The sequence below is a fragment of the Enterococcus sp. 2201sp1_2201st1_C11_2201SCRN_220225 genome (assembly GCF_040925905.1).
Classification (GTDB): domain Bacteria; phylum Bacillota; class Bacilli; order Lactobacillales; family Enterococcaceae; genus Enterococcus_C; species Enterococcus_C asini_A.
This window is the reverse complement of record NZ_JBCOJC010000012.1, coordinates 20,447-43,608: the sequence shown is the minus strand read 5'-3', so window position 1 is coordinate 43,608 and position 23,162 is coordinate 20,447. Positions and strand designations below refer to the sequence as shown.

Genomic DNA, 23,162 nt, shown 5'->3' with positions numbered 1-23,162 from the left:
AATCATTTTGTAATCTTATAATAGCATTTCATAATGATAAACGTCAAGGGATATTCTCATTTATTTATTATTGTTTTTTAACAATAAAGATAACTTCTGTTTCTTTTCGACTGAAATTACGTGTATTATGCTAGTAAATATTTTCAGTAGCGACAAAATATAGGAACAATGTGAAGAGACCTTTCTGTTGAAAGACAACTTATTTACCTTACAACGGCGTAACAAGAAAGTTTAACGAACTCGTTTAGCTCCCAATAATTAAGGCAAAATCGGCACCTATAATTTTTATAAAGATTCGGTTTTGACTTAATTCCGAAGAGAGCTCATTCGTAAAACTGAATCTACAAAAAAATCGTGAGCGGAAAGTTCCGCACCACGATTTTTAGTGTTTGTAAGTATTTAATAAAATTTCCACATATTTTTCTAAGAATTCTTGATCAATCTCGTCATACATTTCTACCACACCGGCATCAATATCTAAAACGCCAATTAACTGGTCATCCTTCACCATGGGTACTACAATTTCTGACATGGCTGCTCCATCACAAGAAATATAGTTGGCGTGTTCTTTCACATTGGGCACGATCATAGTTTCTTCTTTAGCGGCACTCTCACCACAAACGCCTTTGCCCAATTTTATCCGCGTACAAGAGACCTTTCCTTGAAATGGTCCAAGGATTAGCTCGTTACCATCGAATAAATAATAACCAGCAAAGACCGTTTCTTTCAACGTTTGATTTAATAAAGCCGAAGAGTTAGCCAAATTTGCTAACCAGTTGTCTTCTGCTTCTAACAATCCGGTTTGTTGCAATAATAACAGCTCATAGGCTTCTTTTTTTTGCTTTTGATTCCAGCTCATGAAAGACCTCCTAATTTTGAATGGTTTTATACTAGCACGCTGAAGGTGTTCCTGCAACTGAGAAATGTAAATCTCACTGCAAAAGCTCTCCCATTAAAAAATGAGTATTCTTTTCTGTTTAAAAATCTAAAAAAGTTAAGCATAAAAACTACACAAAAAGCACTTGCTTCATTCTACGAAAAACTACAACTCCCCTAGAAAGCTTTACACTTAAGAAAGGCAACACGAATTCGTGAAGTCAAATATAGCTAGACTTGAGAGTATAAAAAAGCAGACCAGAGTTGGCCTGCCGTTAAGGATGATTTATTGGCTTTTAATGACAAACGACTCCTCGTATTACAACTACTACTTCTCTTTTTCAACCATCTTCTGGATTCTTTCTTCAAGTAGCTCAGCTCGTTTTTGGTAGCTCGCATACAATGCGGTAAAACGATTATCATGTTTTTTATCCCAAGGTTTAGGCTTTCCACAAAAATGAAGAATCGAGGTATTGTCCATCACCCAATGAATATCTTTCTTATTTAGACTGCGAGCCAAATATTTCGTGTACATTCGTGCATCGTAATTCCATTTTTCTTCGGGAATTGTTATTGCGTATTTGCCGTAAAGATAGTTTAAAATATCTTGATCTGGTAATAACAAATAATGATTATATTTTTGAATTACTTGACTGATATCCGTCCATTTTACTTTTTCTCTAGCTTGTTCTAAGTTCAGTAGCATGATGCCAGAATTGTAATAAGCATGGTCTAAATCCAAGCGAACTTTGTTTAAAGGAGTAGCGACATCAAGAAGACCGATATGGGTGGCAGCCGCTATTAAATAATTCTCTATATCAAGATTCCACAACTCCTCTAATGAATTGATTACTAAAATATCTGGATCCAAATATAAAACTTTCGTGATTTCCTCAGGCAAGATTTCTCCAGCCAAAAGACGAAAATACATTTCTTTTGGATATCTCGCCACAGTAGGGGCACTCTCCCAGTTACTGCCATCAACTTTCACTACTTGAAATTCAAAAGCCAAATCTTCAGCAAAAACACGTAAAGAAGCTAAACTTTCCGAAGAAATTCGTTCATGCACTAGCCAAATGCGAAAAGATTGATAGGGATTGTTTTCATAAATCGAAAGCAATGCCACTTTAAGTGGTCGTATATAGCCTTCATCTAAGGTAAAAAGTAATTCGATTTTAGGTTTCATTTTATGTCACCTTACTATTTCTTATGAATTTTTCTACTTATTCTTCACAAAGTTTAGCTTGTCCATTCAATCAATCTTAAACATAATTTCGAAAAGATATCCTCTACAATAGCCTAAATTCTCACAGCTAAGCACTAAAATTTCACTTTGCTAATTTTTCCACTTCTGTGACCGTTACAGTTGCGGGAAAAGTTGTTGCCGCCGGTCCTTCACTATAAAATTTTATTTTTTCGCCGACTTTTAAATTTCTTGTTTGGTCCCAAGTAAAAGACAAATCTCCTACTTCTTGATTACCATTTTCTTTTTTGTAATCATCGGTTAAAATCGTAACCGTATTTTCTCTAATTTCTGTAATTGTACCTGTAGACTCACTGGAATTTCTCCTAGTACATGCGCTTATTAACAATAATAACAAAATTAAAAAGAGCTGATTTCTGGCTTTTCTCATTATAAATCCTCATATAGACAGTTTATTTTAGTTTATCGAGAGAAAATTAAAAAGTCAAAGTATTTTCTTGTGCATTAGAAATTTTTCGAAAAAATATACCAACTTTATAACCTCAAAAGGTCAAAATATGATCAAAAACAAAAAAACAGACCCCATTCTAAAATGGAATCTGCTAAACGTTGATATATCAGCGTTTTTCTTATTGTGCAGCGTTTGCGTCTTTGAGACCGTATTTCTTGTTGAAACGGTCCACACGTCCGTCTGCTTGGGTGAATTTTTGACGTCCAGTGTAGAATGGATGAGAGTCAGATGTTACTTCGACACGGATCAATGGATACGTGTTGCCGTCTTCCCATTCAACTGTTTCTTGAGAGTTCTTAGTAGAACCAGACAAGAATTTAAAACCGGTAGTTGAATCCATAAACACTACTGGATGGTAATTCGGATGGATATCTTGTTTCATGTTTAGTTCGCTCCTTTGCCCTGGCTCATTTGCTTCACCAGAGTTATTTGTCAATTTACAACATGAACATCTTACCATGTTTCACAGTCAGATGCAATTATCTTTATGACCTTTTTTGATTTCTGCGAGGGGTACTTTTAATCGTCAAATCTTTAATAGAATCTATCAACTCTTGGTTGTTCTTAGTATTCTTCAACAAATTACGGAATTGTTCTGTGTACTCCAGAGCATCTCCATTCATCTGGTTTCGTAATTTCCATGTTTCTTCTAATTGGCTTTCGCTCATGAGCAGTTCTTCTTTGCGGGTGCCAGAGCGTTTGATGTCGATGGCTGGGAAGATACGACGTTCTGCTAGTTCCCGGGATAAATGGAGTTCCATATTGCCAGTCCCTTTGAATTCTTCGTAAATCACATCATCCATGCGACTGCCGGTGTCCACTAAGGCAGTTGCTAAAATCGTTAAGCTGCCACCTTCTTCAATATTTCGGGCAGCACCGAAAAATTTCTTAGGCTTGTACAAAGCCGCAGGGTCAATCCCCCCACTTAAAGTACGGCCACTAGGAGGGACTACTAAGTTATAAGCCCGGGCAAGGCGGGTTAAGCTGTCCATTAAAATCACTACATCTCGTTTGTCTTCTACTAAACGCATGGCCCGTTCTAAGACTAACTCGGAAACTCGGGTATGATTTTGCGGTTGCAAATCAAAGGTGGAAGAAACCACTTCTCCTTTGACACTTCGTTCTAAATCCGTAACTTCTTCTGGACGTTCGTCAATCAAGAGAACAATCAATTCCACATCAGGATAATTGTCCGTAATCCCATTGGCAATTTCTTTAATGATACTGGTTTTCCCAGCTTTTGGGGGTGCCACAATTAAGCCCCGCTGACCAAAGCCTACTGGTGCAAAAAGATCCATCATCCGGGTAGCTAAGCGGCCTCGAGTAGTTTCTAGTTTGATTTGTTGGTTGGGGTATAAAGGAGTTAACGCAGGAAAATGTGGGCGTTCTTTGGCTTCTTCTGGGTCTTTGCCATTGACGCTTTCCACATGCATCAAACCGTAGTAGCGTTCTGATTCTTTTGGTGGGCGAGCTTTTCCGGCTACTTTGTCTCCATTTCGCAGACCAAATCGGCGGATTTGGGAAGAAGAAATATAAATATCTTCTGCACTGGGACCAAAGTTTATCGGCCGCAAAAAACCATAACCTTCTTGACCGACAATATCCAAGACACCTTCCATATAATAAAAACCTTGCTTCTCTGCTTGGGCGCGAATGACCGCCAAGGAGAGTTCTTTTTTGTTCATCTGGCTGTAATAAGGAATTTTGAAATCCTGAGCGTAACGATAGATTTCCTTTAACGTTTTATGCTCCAGCTCGGACATTGTTAGATAATCACTCATGAATGTATCCTTTCTTTTTTATTCTTCAATCATCTCAATGTCCCCGCCTAAAGCGGTGATTTTTTCGATAATGTGATCATAACCTCTTAAAATATATTCCACATTGGTAATCGTCGTTTCACCATCGGCCATTAATCCAGCAATCACCAAAGCTGCTCCGGCTCGTAAGTCACTAGCTTCCACTTCTGCCCCATGGAGTTTTGTAGGACCATTGACCATCACCATATTCCCTTCGATTTGGGCATCGGCTCCCATACGGATCATTTCCGGAATGTGATTTACCCGTTTGGCATAAATGGTATCGATGACATCTGAAGTACCCTTGGCTTTCATTAACAATGGGGTAATTGGCTGTTGCAAATCCGTAGCAAAACCGGGATAAGGATAAGTTTTCACTACTACGGGCTTTAATTCTTTGACTGGGAAAACTTCGATACTGTCTTCTTTGATTTCCATTGGTACGCCTAATTCTTCCAATTTCGCAATGTAGCTTTCCAAGTGTTCATAAATCACATTGTTGACTTTAACACCCTCGCCAACCGCTGCGGCCATAGCTAAATAAGTTCCTGCTTCAATGCGATCGGGGATGATAAAATGACGACAGCCGTGAAGTTTCTCTACTCCTTCAATGCGGATTTCATTGGTACCTGCACCACGAATTTTAGCCCCCATATTGTTTAATAAAGTTGCCACGTCAATAATTTCAGGCTCCCGGGCAGCATTTTCGATAATCGTCTTGCCTTCTGCTTTCACTGCGGCCAACATAATATTAATAGTGGCTCCAATGGATACCATATCAAGGAAAATCCGTTCTCCATGAAGCTTTTTGTCAGGGGTGCGCAAATACATGGCTCCGTGTTCATTGGTCACTTGGGCTCCTAGCATTTCAAAGCCTTTAATATGTAAATCAATGGGGCGTGGTCCTAAATAACAGCCCCCTGGCAAACCGACTACCGCTTCGCCAAAGCGCCCTAAAAGTGCCCCCATAAAATAATAAGAAGCACGCAAGCTATTGATTTTACCACTAGGCATAGGAATGGAAACCAACTCAGTGGGATCAATCACTAAAGTATTATTGTTAAAGGTGGTTTTCACCCCCATAATCGCTAAAATATCCATTAAAGAATGGACGTCTTGAATATCCGGTACCCCCTCTAAAGTCACGGGAGAATCCGCTAAAATGGCTGCTGGAATCAACGCTACTGCACTATTTTTGGCACCGCTAATGGTCACTTCACCTTTTAAAGGCCGACCGCCACGTATCTTAATTTTCTTCATCTATCTTCACCTTAAATGTTATTTTTCTTAACAAAATTCTGTCTATCTCTTCCGATTCTAACACAAAGGCCATCTTTTCTAAATAAGAATCTCTCTTTCCTTGCATTAAGCCCACAATAAAAGAGTGTGACATAGAAATACGTCACACTCTCTGAAAGGATTTAAGGAATAATTCAATCATTAGGATAAAAGGCCCAAAAGTGGTGAGTCGGGCCATGACCGTGACCTAGGGGTAAAGCTTGTTCAATGGCTTTTGTAATGTACTCTTTGGCAGCTACTACCGCCTCAGATAAATTTTTTCCTAAGGCAAGCTGGGCACAAATGGCTGAAGATAAGGTACACCCAGTTCCGTGGGTGTTCTTAGTGTCAATCCGAGGCGCGCTATACTGGCTTACATTTTGACCGTCAAAGAGTAAATCTGTGGCATCTCCTACTTTATGACCACCTTTGACCAAGACCGCCGCCCCACTTGTTTGGTAGATTTTACGCGCAGCCGCTTCCATATCAGCTAAACTTTCAATTTTCATTTCCGCAATTTTTTCGGCTTCTGGAATGTTGGGGGTAATTAACGTCGCATAGGGCAATACCTTTTGAATTAATGTATCAATGGCTTCCGGGTCCATTAAGGCACTCCCGTTTTTGGCATACATCACCGGGTCTAGCACAATTTGCTTTGGTTGCCATTTTTTCAAGCTTGCGGCTACGGCTTCCATGGTTTCTCTACAAGAAAGCATGCCAATTTTTACCGCATCAGGAAAAATATCCTCACAGACGGCGGTAATCTGTTCTTGAATAACTTCTGGCGTCATATCTTGATAACAAATGACTCTCACGGTATTTTCTGCCACTACAGAAGTAATGGCGGACATGCCAAAGACACCATGGGCTGAAAATGTTTTTAAATCGGCTTGGATTCCGGCTCCTCCACTACAATCAGAACCGGCAATAGTTAATGCTGTTTTCATTTTAAAATCCTCCTTGATTGGTCGTTGGGGAGGTTTTTTCTTTCAGGACAAAAGAAAAGACACCTCCAGATTTAAGGAGATGCCTAAATGGACTGCGGATTGTTGTTCTTGCTGTCATTAGACGTTGCTCCCTACGCTGGTTTTAGCCAACAGGTTCAAAGGGTCAGGTTTTAACCTTCTCAACGCATTGCGTCCCCCTGCAAACAGTTTTATTAATTGAAGCATACGCCATTTATGATAAACTGGCAAGTCTTTTAAAAACAATTCTCCTTAGTCACCGTAACACACTTTACAAGGTTTTAACCCTAAAGAGAGTGCCCTAGCCAAGTTTGATTTAGTGAAATCCCCCGCTCCATGAGGATGACTATGGTATTTTTCTCCACTGCGGGTGATGTAGATGACTTGATTAACATCATCATTGCTCTCACTGTTAACAGTATTTTGACTGTCCAGAGTTTCTTCAGCCACCTCATACTCTGGTGAGACGACACTGGTACCATCGGCGTAATTTAGCGTCACGCCTTCTTGTATATTAAAAATATAGACGTTAAACTTTATTTGGTCATCCCCAATAGACTGAGCTTCTAAGTGAACGCCGCGAGCTAACAGCTCAGAACCGCGAAAAATGGGTGTCACTGTATACCGAACATAATGGTTAGCGTCAGCTTCTAAGTAACTCTTAATATCCATTTCATAGAGCAACATACCTGGACTGTTCAACTGGCGGGTGCCGGTGATCAGATTTTGCCAATTGGCATTTTCACCGGAAAGAGCAAAGCCAATCAAATGAGAACGATTGTACAGATAGCCTCCCTTGATTTCTTTATTATGCCAGCCAGTAGGACTAACACTGGAAATATCCCCTCGCTTAGAAGTAGGCATGATACTTTGATTAAGCATAGCCTCAGCTTTAGTGGCCCGGTTTAATTGATCCAAGGCACCATAACGTTCCCAGGCCCCATTACTTATATCAAGCTCCTCACTAGTAAATAAAGGAACATTCCCATTGACTTCAATGGTTTGCGTGCCAGTATAGTCTTTCGTGGCTAAATCCAGATTCACAGCTTCTGCTTTGGCTTTGATCAGCTCGTCTGGCGTTTTCTCGTTATTTGTCTCAGCAGTGGATTCTACCGTGGATTGACTAGTCGTAATGCTACTTTGGCTAGTACTCGTTATCTGGGTCGTCTGGCTGGTAGTGCTTGATTCAGTCTCTTGTGGTGTTTTTTGACAACCAGCTAAACTGATTGCAGCAAATAGTCCTAAAAACAGGGCTATTTTTCTATAAAATCTGGTCATTTTTGATTGTATTTTATCTGTTTGAATCATGATTTACTCCCAACTAAAATCTGTCTTCTCAAACTATACTACAAATCAGTGACAGAAAGAAGCCTGGGATGCTTGTGCTAGTCAACTATAGAAAAAACAATCAGGCGTACCTGATTGCTTTTTTCTATTTCTTTCTAAATAAACTTGCCATAGCGATCACCGCCCCATAAAGGATCCCCGCTACTGGCCAAATCACCCAGCTAATGTGCCAATTATTGGTCAAGAAACTATATCCTAAGTAAAGAGCAAGCATCACAGGCCAATAAATTGCGGCTATTGTATTATTCCGATGGCTTTCCAGCTTTCTTTCTTTGCTGTACTCCCCTTCTTGCAAGAGCTTCAGCATGCTTTCCCAACGAATGCCATTTAAAATAAACAAAGCCACTGCAACAGCTTCAATCACTAAAAGCGTCGCTAAACCAAAAATCATATACAGTTCATTTTCAGCTACAGCAGTTAAAATCAATGGCAAGACTCCAAGTATTGCCAAACAAGTAGCGATGATATTGTTCCGGTTGTACTGACCACCATAGGCTTTTTTCCGTTCTTTGACCATTCCTGTCACACCGTATTCAGTTTCAAAAATCTCTTCATCTAAAAAATGATACGGGCCAGTTTGAGAACCACTGTAAATAAACAAAGCTACTGCACAAGTCACCATGACAATCAAAACGAATAACCCAATTCCGGTTACTAAGGTTTCATTGATTCGAGCTGGGTTTTGGCTATGAATCCCACTTAAAACAATCAATGTAATAGGCGACAAAATACACAGCACAGTAGCAAAGGCGATAATTTTGGCACTTCGCTCTTTAATTTGTAAAAACTGATGGGCTTCTGCTAGGGTTAGACGACGATTGGCGGCTTCCTCACTGTCCACAAATTCTGGCTCTTCCATTTCATCTTTAAACAAATAATCCGTACTGACTCCAAACAATTCTGACAAACGTATCACTTTATTGATATCAGGGATTGACTGGGCACTTTCCCATTTTGAGACTGATTGCCGAGAGACGTTCATTAATTCAGCCAACTCTTCTTGAGTCCAACCATTCTTCTTTCGTTCTCGAATAATCTTATCTGCTAAAATCATTTTACTCACCTCTTCATTGAATTTTGACCACTTCCTACTATTAAAATACAGGAAAATCCAGTTACCCACTAGAAATTGCGGGTTGTTTTTTGTCAACTAGCGGTTGCATTCCCGTTGCAATCGTGATTTTTCAATCAAAAAACTATGTCCAACACATTTTTCTTCAAAAATAAATAACTACAAAAAATACTTCACTTCATAATATTCCAAATTTAACCACTGAATTTTTTCTGCTACAACTTTACTCTATCATACCAAAAAATCCCCAAAAGCTTTATTACATTCAATCATGCAAAAAACTCCCGATTGCTTTTGCAATAGGGAGTTCTAAAAATTGAGATACGTTTAATTACTGCGATAATAAACATAATCAGCGGGAACAGCCGTCGCGTTATTTTGTGTTCCAATGGCAACAATTTTTTCTTGCTGAATATCCCCGCCTTGAATATCTCCGGCTACCCCTTCTGGTAAAAAGGAAACACACAGTAAAGCACCAGTATAAGTAGTGTTAAGAGTCACAAAACCAGCATCATCTACTACGCGTAATTCTGGATTGTAACGGGGACTTACAATCCCTCCTTGCCCTTCTTCAACAATGGGTTGGCCATCTGCACCATTGGAATCCGGCATATCAAGCCTTAATCCCGTGATAGTCCCTCCCTCACCATAGCCAGTAAGATCAGTTAGGATTATACGTTGATTCGCAATTTCAAGGGTAGCCCCCCGAGCATTGACCCAACTCCCTTCAACACTAGTGTAATCACCAGTTTTAATTTCACTAAGATTCATTTGATTTTGACTAGCAGTAGGTTGTAAATTGGAAACTGCTTCATCTGATTTTTGAAAAACTTGGATATAATTATTATTGCTCGTTCGAATCACAATTCGCTCTTTAGATGTATCAATTGTCTCTGGAATTTCCTCTCCCCAGTCAGCTAGAGCGACACCTTTCGGATAAAAATACACATTCCAAATAATGGCCCCATCGTCTGAGTCAGCAGCTAAATAACCATCGGATTCTCTAAAAGACAAATTTTTATTCTCGCCATCATGTAAAACACTGCCAGAAATAGTCATATTTCCATCTACAATTTGATTCTGAGAAATTTCGATTTGTTCATTTTGTCCTTCAATCCAAGTATTTCCAGTACCGTCATGCCGATTTAACGAAACCGCCACTTCTTCCCAAGAACCTTGTAAACTTGAATAAACCCCTTGCTGAATTTGTGCAAAATCCATGGACATTTCTGTCACTTCGGAACTTTCAGAACTACTTGTTTGTTCCATACTACTCGTTGTACTTTCCTCAAGACTGGAACTTTGTTTTGTTTTTGTCGTTGATGTGCTAACCGTCTCCGATGATGAAGTGCTTGTTTTACCTTGATTGCAAGCACCTAACATTAATACTGAAACTAAACCGATACCAACTACCCAACCCTTTTTAACCCATTTCATCTTTCTGCCTCCAAAAACAATTTCAAATTTTTTAAATCCAACCTAAAGCGTAAAGTACTAAATTTGCACAACCCACCGTAATAGTAATCCTATGCTAATTTTTTGTCCAACAAAAATAGGTCTCTTTATTTTACAGAGAAATTTCTAAAAAATAATCTAGCTGGACTTATTTTCAGGATAAAAAAAGGACCACCGAAAACTCGGTAGTCCTTAGTTTTATCACATTTGGAAATCAAATTACGCTTTGTTAGCTGAACCGAACCAGTCGATGTGTTCTTCAGCGTCTTTGATGATGGCAGCTTTACCAGGTGCCAACAATTTACGAGGGTCAAAGCCTTTGCCTTCGCGGTCTTTGCCAGCTTCGATGTATTCGCGAGTAGCTTTAGCAAATGACAATTGGAATTCAGTGTTAACGTTGACTTTAGAAATCCCCATAGAGATTGCTTTTTCGATTTGTTCTTGAGGGATACCAGATCCGCCGTGTAATACCAATGGCACATCTTCGCCGACAGCTGCAGCGATTTCTTGTAAGTGGTCAAATGCAAGACCTTGCCAGTTTTCAGGATAAACACCGTGGATGTTCCCGATACCACAAGCTAGAGAGTCAATTCCAGTAGCAACCATTTGTACACATTCGTTAATGTCTGCTAATTCGCCAGCACCGATGATGCCGTCTTCTTCCCCACCGATTGAACCAACTTCACATTCAACAGCGATGCCTTTTGCATGTGCTTTTTCTACAACGTCTTTTGCCAATTTCAAGTTTTCTTCAAATGGCAAGTGAGAACCGTCGAACATTACTGAAGAGTAACCAACTTCGATACATTCCAAAGCTGCTTCATAGTCACCATGGTCTAAGTGCAATGCAACTGGCACTGTAATACCCATTGAGTCGATTAAGTTGTTTACTAAATCAACGATCAATTTGTAACCACCCATGTATTTTGCTGCGCCCATAGAAGTTTGGATAAGCACTGGTGCTTTTTTAGCTTCTGCTGCTGCTAAAATTGCTTGTGTCCATTCCAAGTTGTTTGTGTTGTACCCGCCAATTGCGTAACCGCCTTTACGAGCTGCTTTCAGAAATTCTACTGATGATACTACTGGCATGATAAATTTCCTCCTAATTTGAGTCCTAATTTGTTAGGCTATTACCTAACCAACGTTTATATTTTAGCAAACTTATGCCATAAGCGCTAGTGATACTGCCTTTTTCTTGCAATATTTCCATTAAATAGCAAGATAAACAGTTGTTTTTCAGAAAGTTTCCATTTCTAATTAGTAAGAAAGCGTTCCTTTGACCAGATAAATAACAAAAAATTTTAGCACTTTAGTTGTTTGTATAAGGTAGACAAGCTAGTGGCTTCTACATAAAAAACGTAGCAAAAAGAAAAAACAGAAAAATCAATGCAAATTTCCCCGTCTGCTTCGTTCCTTTGGTATAATTAGCCCAATATCATGGAGTAAATCAAGGAGGAGCAAAGATGGACGTCATTCGCATTAACAATCAAAAATTCTATACAAAAAATGGAGTGTTACCAGAAGAAAAAGTTCTGGGGCAACAGTTAGAAGTCGATATTGAACTTTTCTTAGATCTCTCTCTAGCTGGTAAAACCGACGACGTAAAAGACACAGTGAATTACGCCGCCGTAAATGAAAAAATTACTCAGACGATTACCAGCCGTTCGTTTAACTTAATTGAGGCCGTGGCTTCGGCTTTACTAGATGATATTGAAGCAGACTTCAGTCAGCAACTAGACCACGCTTTGGTGCGGGTACGCAAATATGGTGTGCCTATGCCGGGAGCTTTTGACAATGTGGAAGTCCAATTAGAAAGAAGGTTTGACCATTGATTGGTTATTTAGCATTAGGTAGTAATCAAGGTAACTCTCTGGAAATTTTAGTTGGTGCTCGTAAGCGTTTAGCTGAATTACCCCAGGTTCAAGTCTTGGCATCTTCTTTTTTATATGAAACAGATCCCTATGGTCCTGTGGCGCAAGATGATTTTCTCAATGCCGTTTTGCGCATTGAAACAGACTTAGAGCCAGATGTGTTACTAGCACAGATTCATCAAATCGAAGCAGACTTTGGCCGCGTGCGAGATGTGCATTGGGGACCACGAACGTTGGATATTGATATTTTACTTTTGGGAGATATTAAGCTCGAGACACCTAGCTTAACCATTCCCCACGTAGAAATTACCAAACGGGCTTTTGTGTTGATTCCTTTAGCAGATGTTTACCAAGAAGAATTCCTACTGGGTAAAAGATTAGACCAGTGGATTGAAGAAACTGGCGACCGTCAAAGTGTCAGACTAAGTGAAAAGGTGTGGTAAATATGGACATGGACAAACAGCAAATTATTGAAAAGGCAGTAAAGGATATTTTGTTCGCCATTGGAGAAAATCCAGAGCGCCCGGGATTACAAGAAACACCAGCTCGGGTTGCCCGCATGTATGCCGAAGTTTTCAGCGGTTTGACGACTCCCTTCGATGATTACAAACTTTTTGATTCCACCAGTCAGACAGAAATGGTGGTCGTGAAAGATATTCATTTTTATTCCATGTGTGAACATCACTTGTTGCCTTTTTTTGGTTTAGTACACATCGCCTATATCCCTGCGGAAAATAAAGTGATTGGCCTTTCCAAATTGCCTCGCTTAGTGGAGCATTGTGCTCGCCGTCCTTCTGTACAGGAAAACTTAACAGAGATGATTGCAACAGAACTAGCCACGCACATTCCTTTAAAGGGAGTGGCTGTCGCTATTGAAGCGGAGCATTTATGTATGGCGATGCGCGGCGTGCGCAGTCCCCAAAGTCGCACCAAAACTTTTTATTACAGTGGCTGTTTTAAAGAAGACCGAGAAATGAAAGAGGACTTTTTACAGGCCATTCAAGGATAAGGAGACAGCCAATGGAGATTGTGGTAGGCACTTGGAATACAGGAAAGCTAGCAGAAATGCAGCAAGCTTTAAGTAAAAGTCATCCAGAAATTCAATTAACCGGAATTACTCAATACCTTGCAACTAAAACGGCTCCCCCAGAAATTGGCACAAGCTATTATGAAAATGCTCTAGAAAAAGCTCAATTTTACGCCAAATTAATTCAACGACCGGTTCTAGCCGATGATGGTGGCTTAGAATTAGCCGCCTTTCCTGAACTTTTAGGCGTGCATACCAGTCGCTTTTTTAAGAGCACCACAGACAAAGAAAAAAATCAGGAGTTGCTAGCTCTTTACAACACTCCAGAACTTCAAAATTTAAAAAAGCGTCAGTTAACCCTTCACGCTTGTCTTGTTTATGTCACACCAGAAGGTCAAATTATTAGCGCAGAAGACAGTCTTTTTGGCTACCTTGTTCCACCTAAAGGAAGTGGTGGCTATGGTTTTGACTCAATCTTTTATTTGCCCGATTTAGACAAGACATTAGCTCAACTGACCAATCACAAGCGCAATGCTCTCAGTCCTCGAGTCCGTGCTTTACAAAAAATAATTTCTCAAATAAAGGAGCAGGAAAATGATTGATTTTCGTAAAAATAATCAAGTTATGGGAATTTTAAACGTCACCCCAGATTCTTTTTCCGATGGTGGCGAGCATTTTAGTGTTGATAATGCTCTAGCGCATGCTCTTTTATTAATTGAACAAGGAGTCGATATTATCGACATCGGTGGCCAGTCTACTCGCCCTGGTTACAAAGAAGTGTCACCAGAAGTCGAAGCTGCACGGATTTTACCTGTGATTCAAGAATTAAAAAAGCGCACCACTATCCCTCTTTCAATTGATACTTATTTTCCCGAAGTTGCCCGTGTCGCCATTGAGGCTGGAGCAGATATTATCAATGACATTAAGGGCCTAGATACTCCTGGAATGCTAGGTATTTTAGCGGAAGCGCCAGAAACAGGAATAATTATCATGCATTCTCGCCCTCGCCGCAAAGAGCTCTCTGTTGCCGCAGATATTCAAGAATTTTATAAAGAACAGTACGAGCGTTGTCTCGCTTATAACATTGCACCAGAGCGTCTCTGTTTTGATCCTGGTATTGGCTTTGGCAAGACCCCGGAAGAAAATATTGCCATTTTGAAAAATCCAGAGGCCTTTCGCTTTCAAGACTTTCCATTGCTTTATGGCGTTTCCCGCAAACGCACCATCCAGCATATTATCGGGGATAGTCTCCCCCAAGAACGGGATTATGCCAGCATTGTCGCCTCACTCTTTGCCGCACAAGCTGGCGTGGAAATTGTGCGCGTTCATGAAGTCAAAGGAATGGTTGATGGGCTGAAAGTCTGGAATACATTATCTGAGGGTACACAAACTTACTAACAATAAAAAATCCAGAACCTTTTACTAGACGCAGTAAAGGTTCTGGATTTTTTTATTCCACTGGATACTTCACAGCATTCTTCACCAATTTTTCAGCAATGATTTCATCAATATCAAAACCCAGATTATCCGCTAACATATAAGCATAAATCAATACATCGGCGATTTCTTCTTTCAGATGTTCCCGGTCTTGATTGCCTTCTTCAGGAGTCTTCCACTGATAAATTTCTAATAACTCACTGGCTTCCAAAGATAAAGACAAGGCCAAATCCTTCTCATTGTGATGAGGTCGCCAATTGCGCGCATCTCGAAATTGATTAATTTTTTCCATACTTGTGGTCATTTCAACATTCCTCTTTCCTACTATCCAACTCATTCAGATGAAATTCTAATACTGGGTCATTTTAGCATATTTTTCTAAAACGCAAAAAGCCTAGAACCTTACGTCTAGGCTACTTTCTAATTAAACTTCAATCACTTGAATCCAACCATCAGGAGCTTCAATATCCCCAAATTGAATGCCGATTAACTCATCATATAAACGCTGAGTCACTGGACCAACCTCTGTCTCACTGTAAAAGACGTGGAAATCTTCACCATTTTGAATTCCGCCAATGGGACTAATGGCCGCTGCCGTCCCACAAGCGCCTGCCTCAACAAAGCGATCCAACTCATCGATGGGACAATCCCCTTCCACAACCGCCATCCCCAAGCGTTCCTCAGCTAGTTGCAATAAGGAATACTTGGTAATACTTGGCAAAATAGAGGGAGATTTAGGTGTAACAAATTGATTTTCAGCCGTAATACCAAAGAAGTTTGCCGAGCCTACTTCTTCAATTTTCGTATGGGTTTCTGGATCTAAGTAAATGCAGTCAGAAAAATGGCGCTCGTGGGCTAATTTTCCTGGCATTAAACTAGCTGCATAGTTTCCTCCTACTTTATCCGCTCCCGTTCCTTTAGGCGCTGCCCGGTCATATTCGGACACGATAAAGTTCGTTGGCGTTAAACCACCCTTGAAATAAGCCCCTACCGGCATACAAAAAACTAAAAAGATGTATTCTGTAGCAGGATGTACGCCAATATTATCTCCCACACCAATTAACAAGGGACGAATATACAAAGTAGCCCCACTGCCATACGGTGGCACGTATTCTTCATTAGCCTTAACCGTTTCTTTGACCCCTTTTAAAAACAACTCTTCTGGCACCATCGGCATCAAAAGTCGCCGAGCACTGCGATTCATTCGCTGACTGTTTTGATCGGGACGAAAGAGATTAATCTTTCCATCTTCGCGTCGATAAGCCTTCAATCCCTCAAAGCACTGTTGACCGTAATGCAACGCTGGGGAACCTTCACTAATATGTAACTGATTGTCCTCTGTTAATGTTCCTTCATTCCAAGCACCATTCCGCCAATGAGCGATAAAACGATAGGGCGTCTTAATATAAGAAAAGCCTAATTCTTCCCATTTAATGTCTACCATCCGATTCCCTCCAGTCTATTTCTCATATGGTACTACACAAATTACACTTTGTCATGAAAATATTTCAAAAATTTTCAGATTATTATTGATGAAATCCAAGGATTTTATTCCTTGAATTTTGCTAACAGCGATAAACTAATTCTTTTTGTATCGGACTTTACTTGAATCAATAGAAGTTCTTTGGGGAATCTCTCTAAACAGACGAGGTCCACCCAATTTCTTCTATTTTTTTTGTAAGCTGACACTTTTATAAGGAACAACCCACAACAATAACGACAAGCCATCAATTACAATTATCAATTCTGGTCGCACCAACCAACCAATCACCAAAGCTAAACAGTTAATCACCACTGTTACACCTGTCTTACGCATAAAAGCGTGAATGTGTTTTTTGACTTCGGTATCGTTCACCGCAATTAACGCCCAACACAGCAAGAAATAAACCAAATCCGCAAATAAAATTACCCCACCATAAAAGACTTGAGCACCTAGGGCACCGGGAAAATCACTAACCCAAGAAGTAGAAAAAGGAAAGAGACTTAATGCCAAAATCAAAAGATTATTGGCCCACAATGTCCAGCCTCCGATTTTCTTTACTCCATGTAAAAGCTGATGATGGTTGTTCCAATATATTGCCAAACTAAAAAAACTAACCAAATAAATCAAAAACTCGTGACGCACCTCATATAATGCCTGAAAAGAACCCGCGGCCGGCAAATCCAAATCCAAGACCAAAACTGTCAATACAATAGCAACTACTGCATCTGTAAATGCTTCAAAGCGATTTTTTGTCATCTCCTTGTCCCCTTTACTAAATCAACTAATTTCGTTTTATTCTACCATTATTAGATGGTCAAGACTCTTTATCTGTCTTTTTAAGGTTGATTAATCGATTCACTCAATGATTTTGTCATTAAAATATGAGGAACTGGAGCGACTTCCAATAAATAAGGTTCCCCAGTAATTTGATACCCCTGTCTTTCATAAAAAACTTGAGCACTGACCCGGGCTTCTAACCTCATTTCTTTCATACCTTGTTCCGCTCCATAGGCTTCCATTTTTTCAAGAAGTGTCTGGCCGACTCCTTTGCTTTGTTTTGCAGTATCCACACAGAGATACTCTAGCATGGCCACTTGTTTAACCCTATCCAAAGATAAGACCGCTACGCCGAGTAAGTCTGCCTGTTCAAAAGCGCCTAATATAAATGCCCCCGCTTCCTTACTAAAATCTTCTGTTGCAATGGATAAGCCTAAAGGTTTGCGCATCACGCGATCTCGTAAATCCAAAGTTTGTTGATAATCAGCCGATCCATACTGAATCGCCATAAATTCCATCTTGCTCTCCTCACTCTCAATTACCAATCGATTTTATCACAGAATAAGACAGAAAGAAAAAGCCTGCAAGGATTTCTCCTCACAGGCTTTTCCAATCAAGTAAACAAGCGTGTTGGCTTATTTATTTTTCAAGTTATTTACGAAACAAATCATACCCTAACGACATAATAAAACAGACCTTTCTCGTTTAAGGTGATACTACAGTCACTTCAAAAACTATCTCAAATACTATAGAACTTATAACGTACTTGCCATCAACTCTGCCTGTTGCACAATCTTATCTACAGCCATCTTCTGCAAATCAGGTGGATAACCATACTTCTTCAATAATCTTCGTACAGTCACTCGCATCTTGGCACGTGCGCTCTCCCTAACCGACCAATCGACACTCATATTATTTTTGATTGCAACAGTCAGCTCGTGGGCGATTGCTTTTAGAGTGTCATCCCCTAATACTTCTTTAGCCGTTTCGTGGTCTGCTAGTGCATCATAAAAGGCAATTTCATCTCTGGAAAGCCCCAAGTCCTCCCCACGCTGAACAGCCTCACTCATTTCCTTTGCCATTTGTATCAACTCTTCAATGACTTTCGATGTTTCAATGGTTCGCTTATTGTACTTATCAATGGAACCATTCAGCATTTCAGTGAACTTTCTAGACTGAACCAAATTCGTTCTTTGAATAGATTTCACTTTCCCACGTAACAAACGTTCCAATAATGTTACCGCAACATTCTTTTGTGGCAAAGCACGAACTTCAGCTAAAAATTCATCCGATAAAATAGACAAGTCAGGCTTTTCCAATCCAAGAGATTCGTAAATATCAACAACACCTTCTGCAACTACTGATTTTGAGAGTAATTGTTTCAACTGTTCATCCACTTGTTTTTGTGTTGGTTTGCTTCCTGTAATATCCAGCTTCATCAACGCAACCTTAACAGCTTTAAAGAAAGCCACTTCCGCATTGATTTCTTGCGCTGCTTCTTCCGTCGCACACAAAGCAAATGCTTTCGATAGTTCTGTTACTAGATCTTTGAAGAGCTTGGTTTGCTTTTTACCCAATCCTAGAATATAGTCCATCGTATTGTTCAGTGTCTTCATTTTTACAGAAGCTTTCTCACTATTAAAGGATTCGTAGTTCGTACCATACAACAATTCAGTGATCAAATCGTATTTCTCTAACATGATATTCACAGCAGCCACAACATCTACTCCTGCTTGTTCCTGATCACTAGGAGTATATTCTTGCAAAGCTTCTTTCAAGCTATCTGCAATCCCAATATAATCGACGATCAAGCCACCTTCTTTATCCTTGAAGACTCGGTTCACACGAGCGATGGCTTGCATCAAATTGTGACCTTTCATTTGCTTATCAAGATACATGGTATTCATCGCTGGTACATCAAATCCTGTTAACCACATATCTCGCACAATCACAATTTGCAAAGGATCATCATTGTCCTTCATCCGATTAGCTAGCTTTTCCCGACGAGCTTTATTTCCAATGAATGGTTGCCAGCTTTCAGGATCACTGGATGAACCTGTCATAACAATTTTGATCCGTCCTTTGTCATCATCATCTGAGTGCCAATTAGGACGTAACTTCACGATTTCCTTATACAAATCAATCGCAATCCGTCTAGACATGGTAACAATCATTGATTTGCCAAATGAAGCTTTTTGCCGCTCTTCAAAGTGCGTCACAAAATCTTTAGCCAAAGTTTCTAAACGAGACTGCGCACCTGCTACAGCTTCTAGGCGGCTCCACTTACTCTTTGATTTAGAAACCACATAATCTTCTTGCTCTTCCATGATTTCATCTACCATAGGATCCAGATCCGTTCCCTCTGGTAATTTTAGTGGGATAATCCGACTTTCATAATAAATCTTTACCGTCGCTCCATCAGCAACAGCTTGAGTCATATCATAAACATCTACATAGTCGCCAAAAACTGCTCTAGTAGATTTATCAGTACTTGCAATCGGAGTTCCTGTAAATCCGATATAGGAAGCATTCGGCAAGGCATCACGAAGATACTTTGCATAGCCATACTTCATGACGTACTCATTGTCTTCTGCTTGGGTTAGTTTTCCCGAAAAACCGTATTGACTACGATGGGCCTCATCTGCCATTACAATCACATTGCGACGGTCAGTTAAGGTTGCCATCTTCACTCCTTCATCAGGAGAAAACTTCTGCATCGTGGTAAAGACGATTCCACCAGCTTCCACAGACAATAAACTTCTCAAATCCTCACGACTTTCCGCTTGTTTTGGCGATTGACGTAGGATTTCACTTGATTGGCTAAAGGTCAAAAAGAGCTGGTCATCTAAATCATTACGGTCAGTCAAAACCACAATAGTGGGATTATCCAATTCTTGAATCAATTTTCCTGAATAAAAGACCATGGATAAGCTCTTTCCAGACCCCTGTGTATGCCAGACAACCCCAATCTTTTGATCTCCCTCACTAGAAGCTGCCCGTTTCGTTTCCTCCACTGCACGATTCACTGCATGGTATTGGTGATAAGCTGCCAAGATTTTGATAATATCCCGTCCATCGTCTTTGAACAAGATGAAATGATGAATCAAATCCAATAATACAGTTGGATTCAGCATACCTTTGATTAATACCTCTAGCTGTGTATGTGCTGTCCCTGTTTCATTGTGACCATCCATTGTGCGCCAAACCATGAACCGTTCTTCATTACTAGAAATAGTTCCAGCCTTGGCATTAAAGCCATCACTAATCACCATGATCTCGTTAAAGTGAAATAATGTGGGGATGGTTGACTTATAAGTTTGTAACTGGTTAAAGGCATCACTAGTCCCTACATTTTCATTCGTCGCATTCTTTAACTCGATAACGGCCAACGGTAATCCGTTTACAAAAAGAATTACGTCAGGACGTTTCTCCTTGTCTCCTTCTTGGATCACAAATTGGTTGATTGCGAGAAATTCATTGTTTTCTGGATATTTGAAATCGAATAACCATAACTTTTTCGTGACATTATTGATACCTTCTCTAGTCTCCACATCAATACCATCTGTAATGTACTTATGAAACGTTCGATTATTGACCATTAGTTTGGGATGTTGCGGAATCGTCACCTTACGCACCGCTTCATCGATCACGTCCATTGTTACTTCTGGATTAATTGTCATTAATGCACTTTTTAGATGGTCTACTAGCACGACATCATTGTAGCTTTGACGAGAAGATAATTCACCACCTGGTTCAAATTGCGAGCCAGATAAAGCAGTATAGCCCACTTCTTCCAACCATTCTAAAGCTGTTTCTTCTAGTTCTGCTTCGGTGAAATGGAAATTATCTGACATCGGGCATACCTCCTTCAAAAAATATTTCAGCATATTCTCTGATACAATTAAACCTGATTAGTTTTTTTTAGATATATTTCTTTTTCTTCCAAATCATGAATAAAAATAGCTGTAGTTGAGCATAACAAAACTAACTGATAAAACATTTTCTTCTCATATTTTATTGGATTAAATCTACCGTGCAACACAAAATTTCTATTAAAAATAGGTTTCTCATCAAACCTTCTATACTTTATCTGCTCTCTTAGCAAAAGTACTAAATTTTCATGGACTATTGAAGTAAAAGCCTTGATATCTTTATTGCCAGTCCAAGGATTCTCTTCTTGATACTTCTCCAATATGCTCTTTTTCATATATTCTTTAGTTTCTAAATTACCTTCTATTAGAATGACGCAAAGCATATCCAAAAATGAAAATAAGACGGGTATCATTAATGTATACTTTTCAAAATCAGACTTCAAAATATCAATAATTTTATCGATTTCTTCACTATAGCCATTGGGAACTAGTTCTCGTAGAAAACCTAATTCAGAATAAACTAATGCATAATTATCTTTTTCAAATTCAGTTACATAGTAATCCGTTATTTGATCCTCATTCATGTAGGCCACGCTTTCATAAGAAATAAAAGAGATTTGCCACATTGCTGGGACTGACCAGCCATGTTCCCTCGCATTCTCTACAGCCTTCACATAAATTGGATAAGCATCTTTGTAATCTTGGATTGCTTTGTTTAAAACAGCGGATATTCCTAGTAGTTTTTCATTAAGATCACTTGTAAATATTTCTATGCTTCCTTTTAGTTTACTAATATCCATTCTCCCATTTCCAATTCCTTAAAAATTTACTATGACTATGCCATTATCAAAATGAATTGATGTCACTTAGCATAGTAAGGATGTCTAACATATCTTTCATCACATGCTTTTCGCTCTCTCCTTCAAATGAAGAATCATTCACCTTCGTAATATACTGATAGACTTCTTCTGCTTCTACTTCAAAATTGAAAGGATTATTCTCATTATCTTTTCCAAAATTTCTTCTACCGAAAAATTCACTATCTGTAAAGTTATTTTTTTGACAAAACTCAATAAATTGTTTTGCTCCATTACCAGAAATAAAGTTTTTAAATTCTGCAACACTAAAAATTTTTAAACCGATTGCATAGGGGATCATAATAATATTAATAAAATAATGATTATAGTACCTATTCTTTTTACCAGACCAAAAGTTTTTAAGTGTGCTGCAAAGCAAAGCATATCTATCAATATCTCGCATAGAAAGATCAAAATAATTACAGACGGCCGTGATTGTATCAACATACCGATACTGGAAGCTAATCTCATTTGAAAATTTATATTTTAAATATTCTCTGACATCTATAGGAGGTAAAGTAAATTCAAAATCAAAAAAACGATTTAAATACCTATACCCATCAAACTCTTGCCCATAAATTAATTTAATAGTTTGAGTAAGCTCCGCCTTGTTACTTGCAAAAAGAAATACTATATTATCTGAGTTAAAGAAATGCTTAATCACTTCTAAAAGCTCAACAGCATAAGATGGTTTGCAACGATCTAATTCGTCAATTACAATTAGTAAATGTTTATTTAGTGACTCCACTACTAGTTTCAACAATTCCTCAATTGCTTGCTTTCTTTTTTCGGTAGAAGTTATTGTTTTAGTGACATCCTCTTTATCAGCTTTAAAATCAGACAATTCTATCAAACCGCCTGATATTTTTTTCAAAACTACATTACTAGCCATAATACCAGCGGATTTCAAAAAGCTGTTGAAACGATTGATATTTTCTTTGACTTGAGCCCCTCTTTCGTCCGCTTCACTAAACTTTATTAGTATTTGAAATATTAAGGATTCCAGTGGCGATTCGTATAAGTCATTTTCCCAAGCGTTATAATAGAATATTTCATACTTTTCCTTAAAATTATTGATTAAGTTAGGGGTAGTTTTTTCAACAATTGTAGGCGAAAATTCATAATCCTGTTGATTGATGTATTCTAATTGTTTTAAAAAAATAGATTTTCCAGTTCCCCAACCACCATCTAAATTTAAAACTAATTGACCATCAATATTATTTAAGAATTGAATCATGACTTTTAAATTTTTATTTCTACCCAATGGATTTTGATCAAGTAATTCCTTAATTATATCTTGATTGGTAATATCAATGTCTATTCTTTTCAAC

The 23,162-nt window shown here is 39.0% G+C and carries 23 protein-coding genes and 1 riboswitch; of the genes, 5 read left to right on the top strand and 18 right to left on the bottom strand.

Annotated features, from left to right (window positions below; all coding sequences use genetic code 11):
* Nucleotides 1-382 precede the first annotated feature (382 nt).
* The 11 genes from AB5754_RS05035 to AB5754_RS04985 form a co-directional block, all read right to left on the bottom strand.
* Nucleotides 383-859 carry a GAF domain-containing protein gene (locus AB5754_RS05035; RefSeq protein ID WP_311832893.1) on the bottom strand — a complete coding sequence of 159 codons (477 nt, stop codon included), beginning with the start codon at nucleotides 857-859 and terminating at the stop codon, nucleotides 383-385.
* Between the two features lie 345 nt (nucleotides 860-1,204).
* Complete coding sequence (locus tag AB5754_RS05030; RefSeq protein WP_311832892.1) at nucleotides 1,205-2,062, bottom strand: glycosyltransferase family 8 protein; 858 nt, start codon at nucleotides 2,060-2,062, stop codon at nucleotides 1,205-1,207.
* Between the two features lie 142 nt (nucleotides 2,063-2,204).
* A complete protein-coding gene (locus AB5754_RS05025) occupies nucleotides 2,205-2,510 on the bottom strand; it encodes a hypothetical protein (protein WP_311832891.1) in 306 nt (101 codons plus the stop codon).
* 199 nt (nucleotides 2,511-2,709) lie between these two features.
* A complete protein-coding gene (locus tag AB5754_RS05020; RefSeq protein ID WP_368251938.1) occupies nucleotides 2,710-2,973 on the bottom strand; it encodes a type B 50S ribosomal protein L31 in 264 nt (87 codons plus the stop codon).
* 103 nt (nucleotides 2,974-3,076) lie between these two features.
* A complete protein-coding gene (gene rho, locus AB5754_RS05015; RefSeq protein WP_368251937.1) occupies nucleotides 3,077-4,372 on the bottom strand; it encodes a transcription termination factor Rho in 1,296 nt (431 codons plus the stop codon).
* Between the two features lie 18 nt (nucleotides 4,373-4,390).
* Nucleotides 4,391-5,650, bottom strand: coding sequence for a UDP-N-acetylglucosamine 1-carboxyvinyltransferase (locus AB5754_RS05010; protein WP_368251936.1), 1,260 nt, complete (start codon nucleotides 5,648-5,650; stop codon nucleotides 4,391-4,393).
* A 173-nt stretch (nucleotides 5,651-5,823) separates the two neighbouring features.
* On the bottom strand, nucleotides 5,824-6,615 hold the full coding sequence (gene thiD / locus AB5754_RS05005) for a bifunctional hydroxymethylpyrimidine kinase/phosphomethylpyrimidine kinase (RefSeq protein ID WP_368251935.1): 792 nt from the start codon (nucleotides 6,613-6,615) through the stop codon (nucleotides 5,824-5,826).
* Between the two features lie 111 nt (nucleotides 6,616-6,726).
* Nucleotides 6,727-6,824: riboswitch (TPP riboswitch) on the bottom strand.
* Between the two features lie 61 nt (nucleotides 6,825-6,885).
* Nucleotides 6,886-7,941, bottom strand: a complete 1,056-nt coding sequence (locus AB5754_RS05000) for a DNA/RNA non-specific endonuclease (protein WP_368251934.1) — start codon at nucleotides 7,939-7,941, stop codon at nucleotides 6,886-6,888.
* Nucleotides 7,942-8,065: 124 nt separating this feature from the next.
* A complete protein-coding gene (locus AB5754_RS04995) occupies nucleotides 8,066-9,034 on the bottom strand; it encodes a helix-turn-helix domain-containing protein (protein WP_368251933.1) in 969 nt (322 codons plus the stop codon).
* 345 nt (nucleotides 9,035-9,379) lie between these two features.
* Entirely contained in the window at nucleotides 9,380-10,489 is a 1,110-nt protein-coding gene (locus AB5754_RS04990; protein ID WP_368251932.1) for a DUF6287 domain-containing protein, read from the bottom strand.
* A 237-nt stretch (nucleotides 10,490-10,726) separates the two neighbouring features.
* Nucleotides 10,727-11,596 (bottom strand): class II fructose-bisphosphate aldolase, encoded by an 870-nt coding sequence (locus AB5754_RS04985; RefSeq protein ID WP_311832884.1) that lies wholly within the window; start codon nucleotides 11,594-11,596, stop codon nucleotides 10,727-10,729.
* A gap of 374 nt (nucleotides 11,597-11,970) precedes the next feature.
* On the opposite strand from AB5754_RS04985, the gene folB reads away from it, so the two are divergent.
* The 5 genes from folB to folP are packed head-to-tail and all read left to right on the top strand — an operon-like array spanning nucleotide 11,971 to nucleotide 14,803.
* Nucleotides 11,971-12,339 carry a dihydroneopterin aldolase gene (folB, locus tag AB5754_RS04980; RefSeq protein ID WP_311832883.1) on the top strand — a complete coding sequence of 123 codons (369 nt, stop codon included), beginning with the start codon at nucleotides 11,971-11,973 and terminating at the stop codon, nucleotides 12,337-12,339.
* On the top strand, nucleotides 12,336-12,821 hold the full coding sequence (folK, locus tag AB5754_RS04975) for a 2-amino-4-hydroxy-6-hydroxymethyldihydropteridine diphosphokinase (RefSeq protein ID WP_368251930.1): 486 nt from the start codon (nucleotides 12,336-12,338) through the stop codon (nucleotides 12,819-12,821). Before folB ends, folK begins: the two co-directional genes overlap by 4 nt.
* 2 nt (nucleotides 12,822-12,823) lie before the next feature.
* Nucleotides 12,824-13,387: a GTP cyclohydrolase I FolE gene (gene folE / locus AB5754_RS04970; protein ID WP_311832881.1), complete on the top strand. Its 564-nt coding sequence runs from the start codon at nucleotides 12,824-12,826 to the stop codon at nucleotides 13,385-13,387.
* 11 nt (nucleotides 13,388-13,398) lie between these two features.
* The gene (locus AB5754_RS04965; RefSeq protein WP_368251929.1) at nucleotides 13,399-14,007 is read left to right on the top strand and encodes a non-canonical purine NTP pyrophosphatase; all 609 of its coding nucleotides are present in this window, start codon (nucleotides 13,399-13,401) and stop codon (nucleotides 14,005-14,007) included.
* The gene (gene folP, locus AB5754_RS04960; protein ID WP_368251928.1) at nucleotides 14,000-14,803 is read left to right on the top strand and encodes a dihydropteroate synthase; all 804 of its coding nucleotides are present in this window, start codon (nucleotides 14,000-14,002) and stop codon (nucleotides 14,801-14,803) included. The genes AB5754_RS04965 and folP overlap by 8 nt, the downstream gene beginning before the upstream one ends.
* A 52-nt stretch (nucleotides 14,804-14,855) precedes the next feature.
* Here folP and AB5754_RS04955 read toward each other — a convergent pair whose 3' ends face one another.
* The 7 genes from AB5754_RS04955 to AB5754_RS04925 all read right to left on the bottom strand — a co-directional run bounded on the left by AB5754_RS04955 (nucleotide 14,856) and on the right by AB5754_RS04925 (nucleotide 23,161).
* Nucleotides 14,856-15,146 (bottom strand): nucleotide pyrophosphohydrolase, encoded by a 291-nt coding sequence (locus AB5754_RS04955; protein ID WP_311832878.1) that lies wholly within the window; start codon nucleotides 15,144-15,146, stop codon nucleotides 14,856-14,858.
* Between the two features lie 120 nt (nucleotides 15,147-15,266).
* Entirely contained in the window at nucleotides 15,267-16,286 is a 1,020-nt protein-coding gene (locus AB5754_RS04950; RefSeq protein WP_368251927.1) for a branched-chain amino acid aminotransferase, read from the bottom strand.
* Between the two features lie 222 nt (nucleotides 16,287-16,508).
* Entirely contained in the window at nucleotides 16,509-17,081 is a 573-nt protein-coding gene (locus AB5754_RS04945; RefSeq protein ID WP_368251926.1) for a TMEM175 family protein, read from the bottom strand.
* Between the two features lie 80 nt (nucleotides 17,082-17,161).
* On the bottom strand, nucleotides 17,162-17,620 hold the full coding sequence (locus tag AB5754_RS04940; RefSeq protein ID WP_368251925.1) for a GNAT family N-acetyltransferase: 459 nt from the start codon (nucleotides 17,618-17,620) through the stop codon (nucleotides 17,162-17,164).
* 237 nt (nucleotides 17,621-17,857) lie between these two features.
* Complete coding sequence (locus AB5754_RS04935; protein WP_368251924.1) at nucleotides 17,858-20,956, bottom strand: type I restriction endonuclease subunit R; 3,099 nt, start codon at nucleotides 20,954-20,956, stop codon at nucleotides 17,858-17,860.
* A gap of 47 nt (nucleotides 20,957-21,003) precedes the next feature.
* A complete protein-coding gene (locus tag AB5754_RS04930; protein ID WP_368251923.1) occupies nucleotides 21,004-21,774 on the bottom strand; it encodes a hypothetical protein in 771 nt (256 codons plus the stop codon).
* 46 nt (nucleotides 21,775-21,820) lie between these two features.
* Nucleotides 21,821-23,161 carry a P-loop NTPase fold protein gene (locus tag AB5754_RS04925; protein WP_368259493.1) on the bottom strand — a complete coding sequence of 447 codons (1,341 nt, stop codon included), beginning with the start codon at nucleotides 23,159-23,161 and terminating at the stop codon, nucleotides 21,821-21,823.
* Between the last annotated feature and the right edge of the window lies 1 nt (nucleotide 23,162).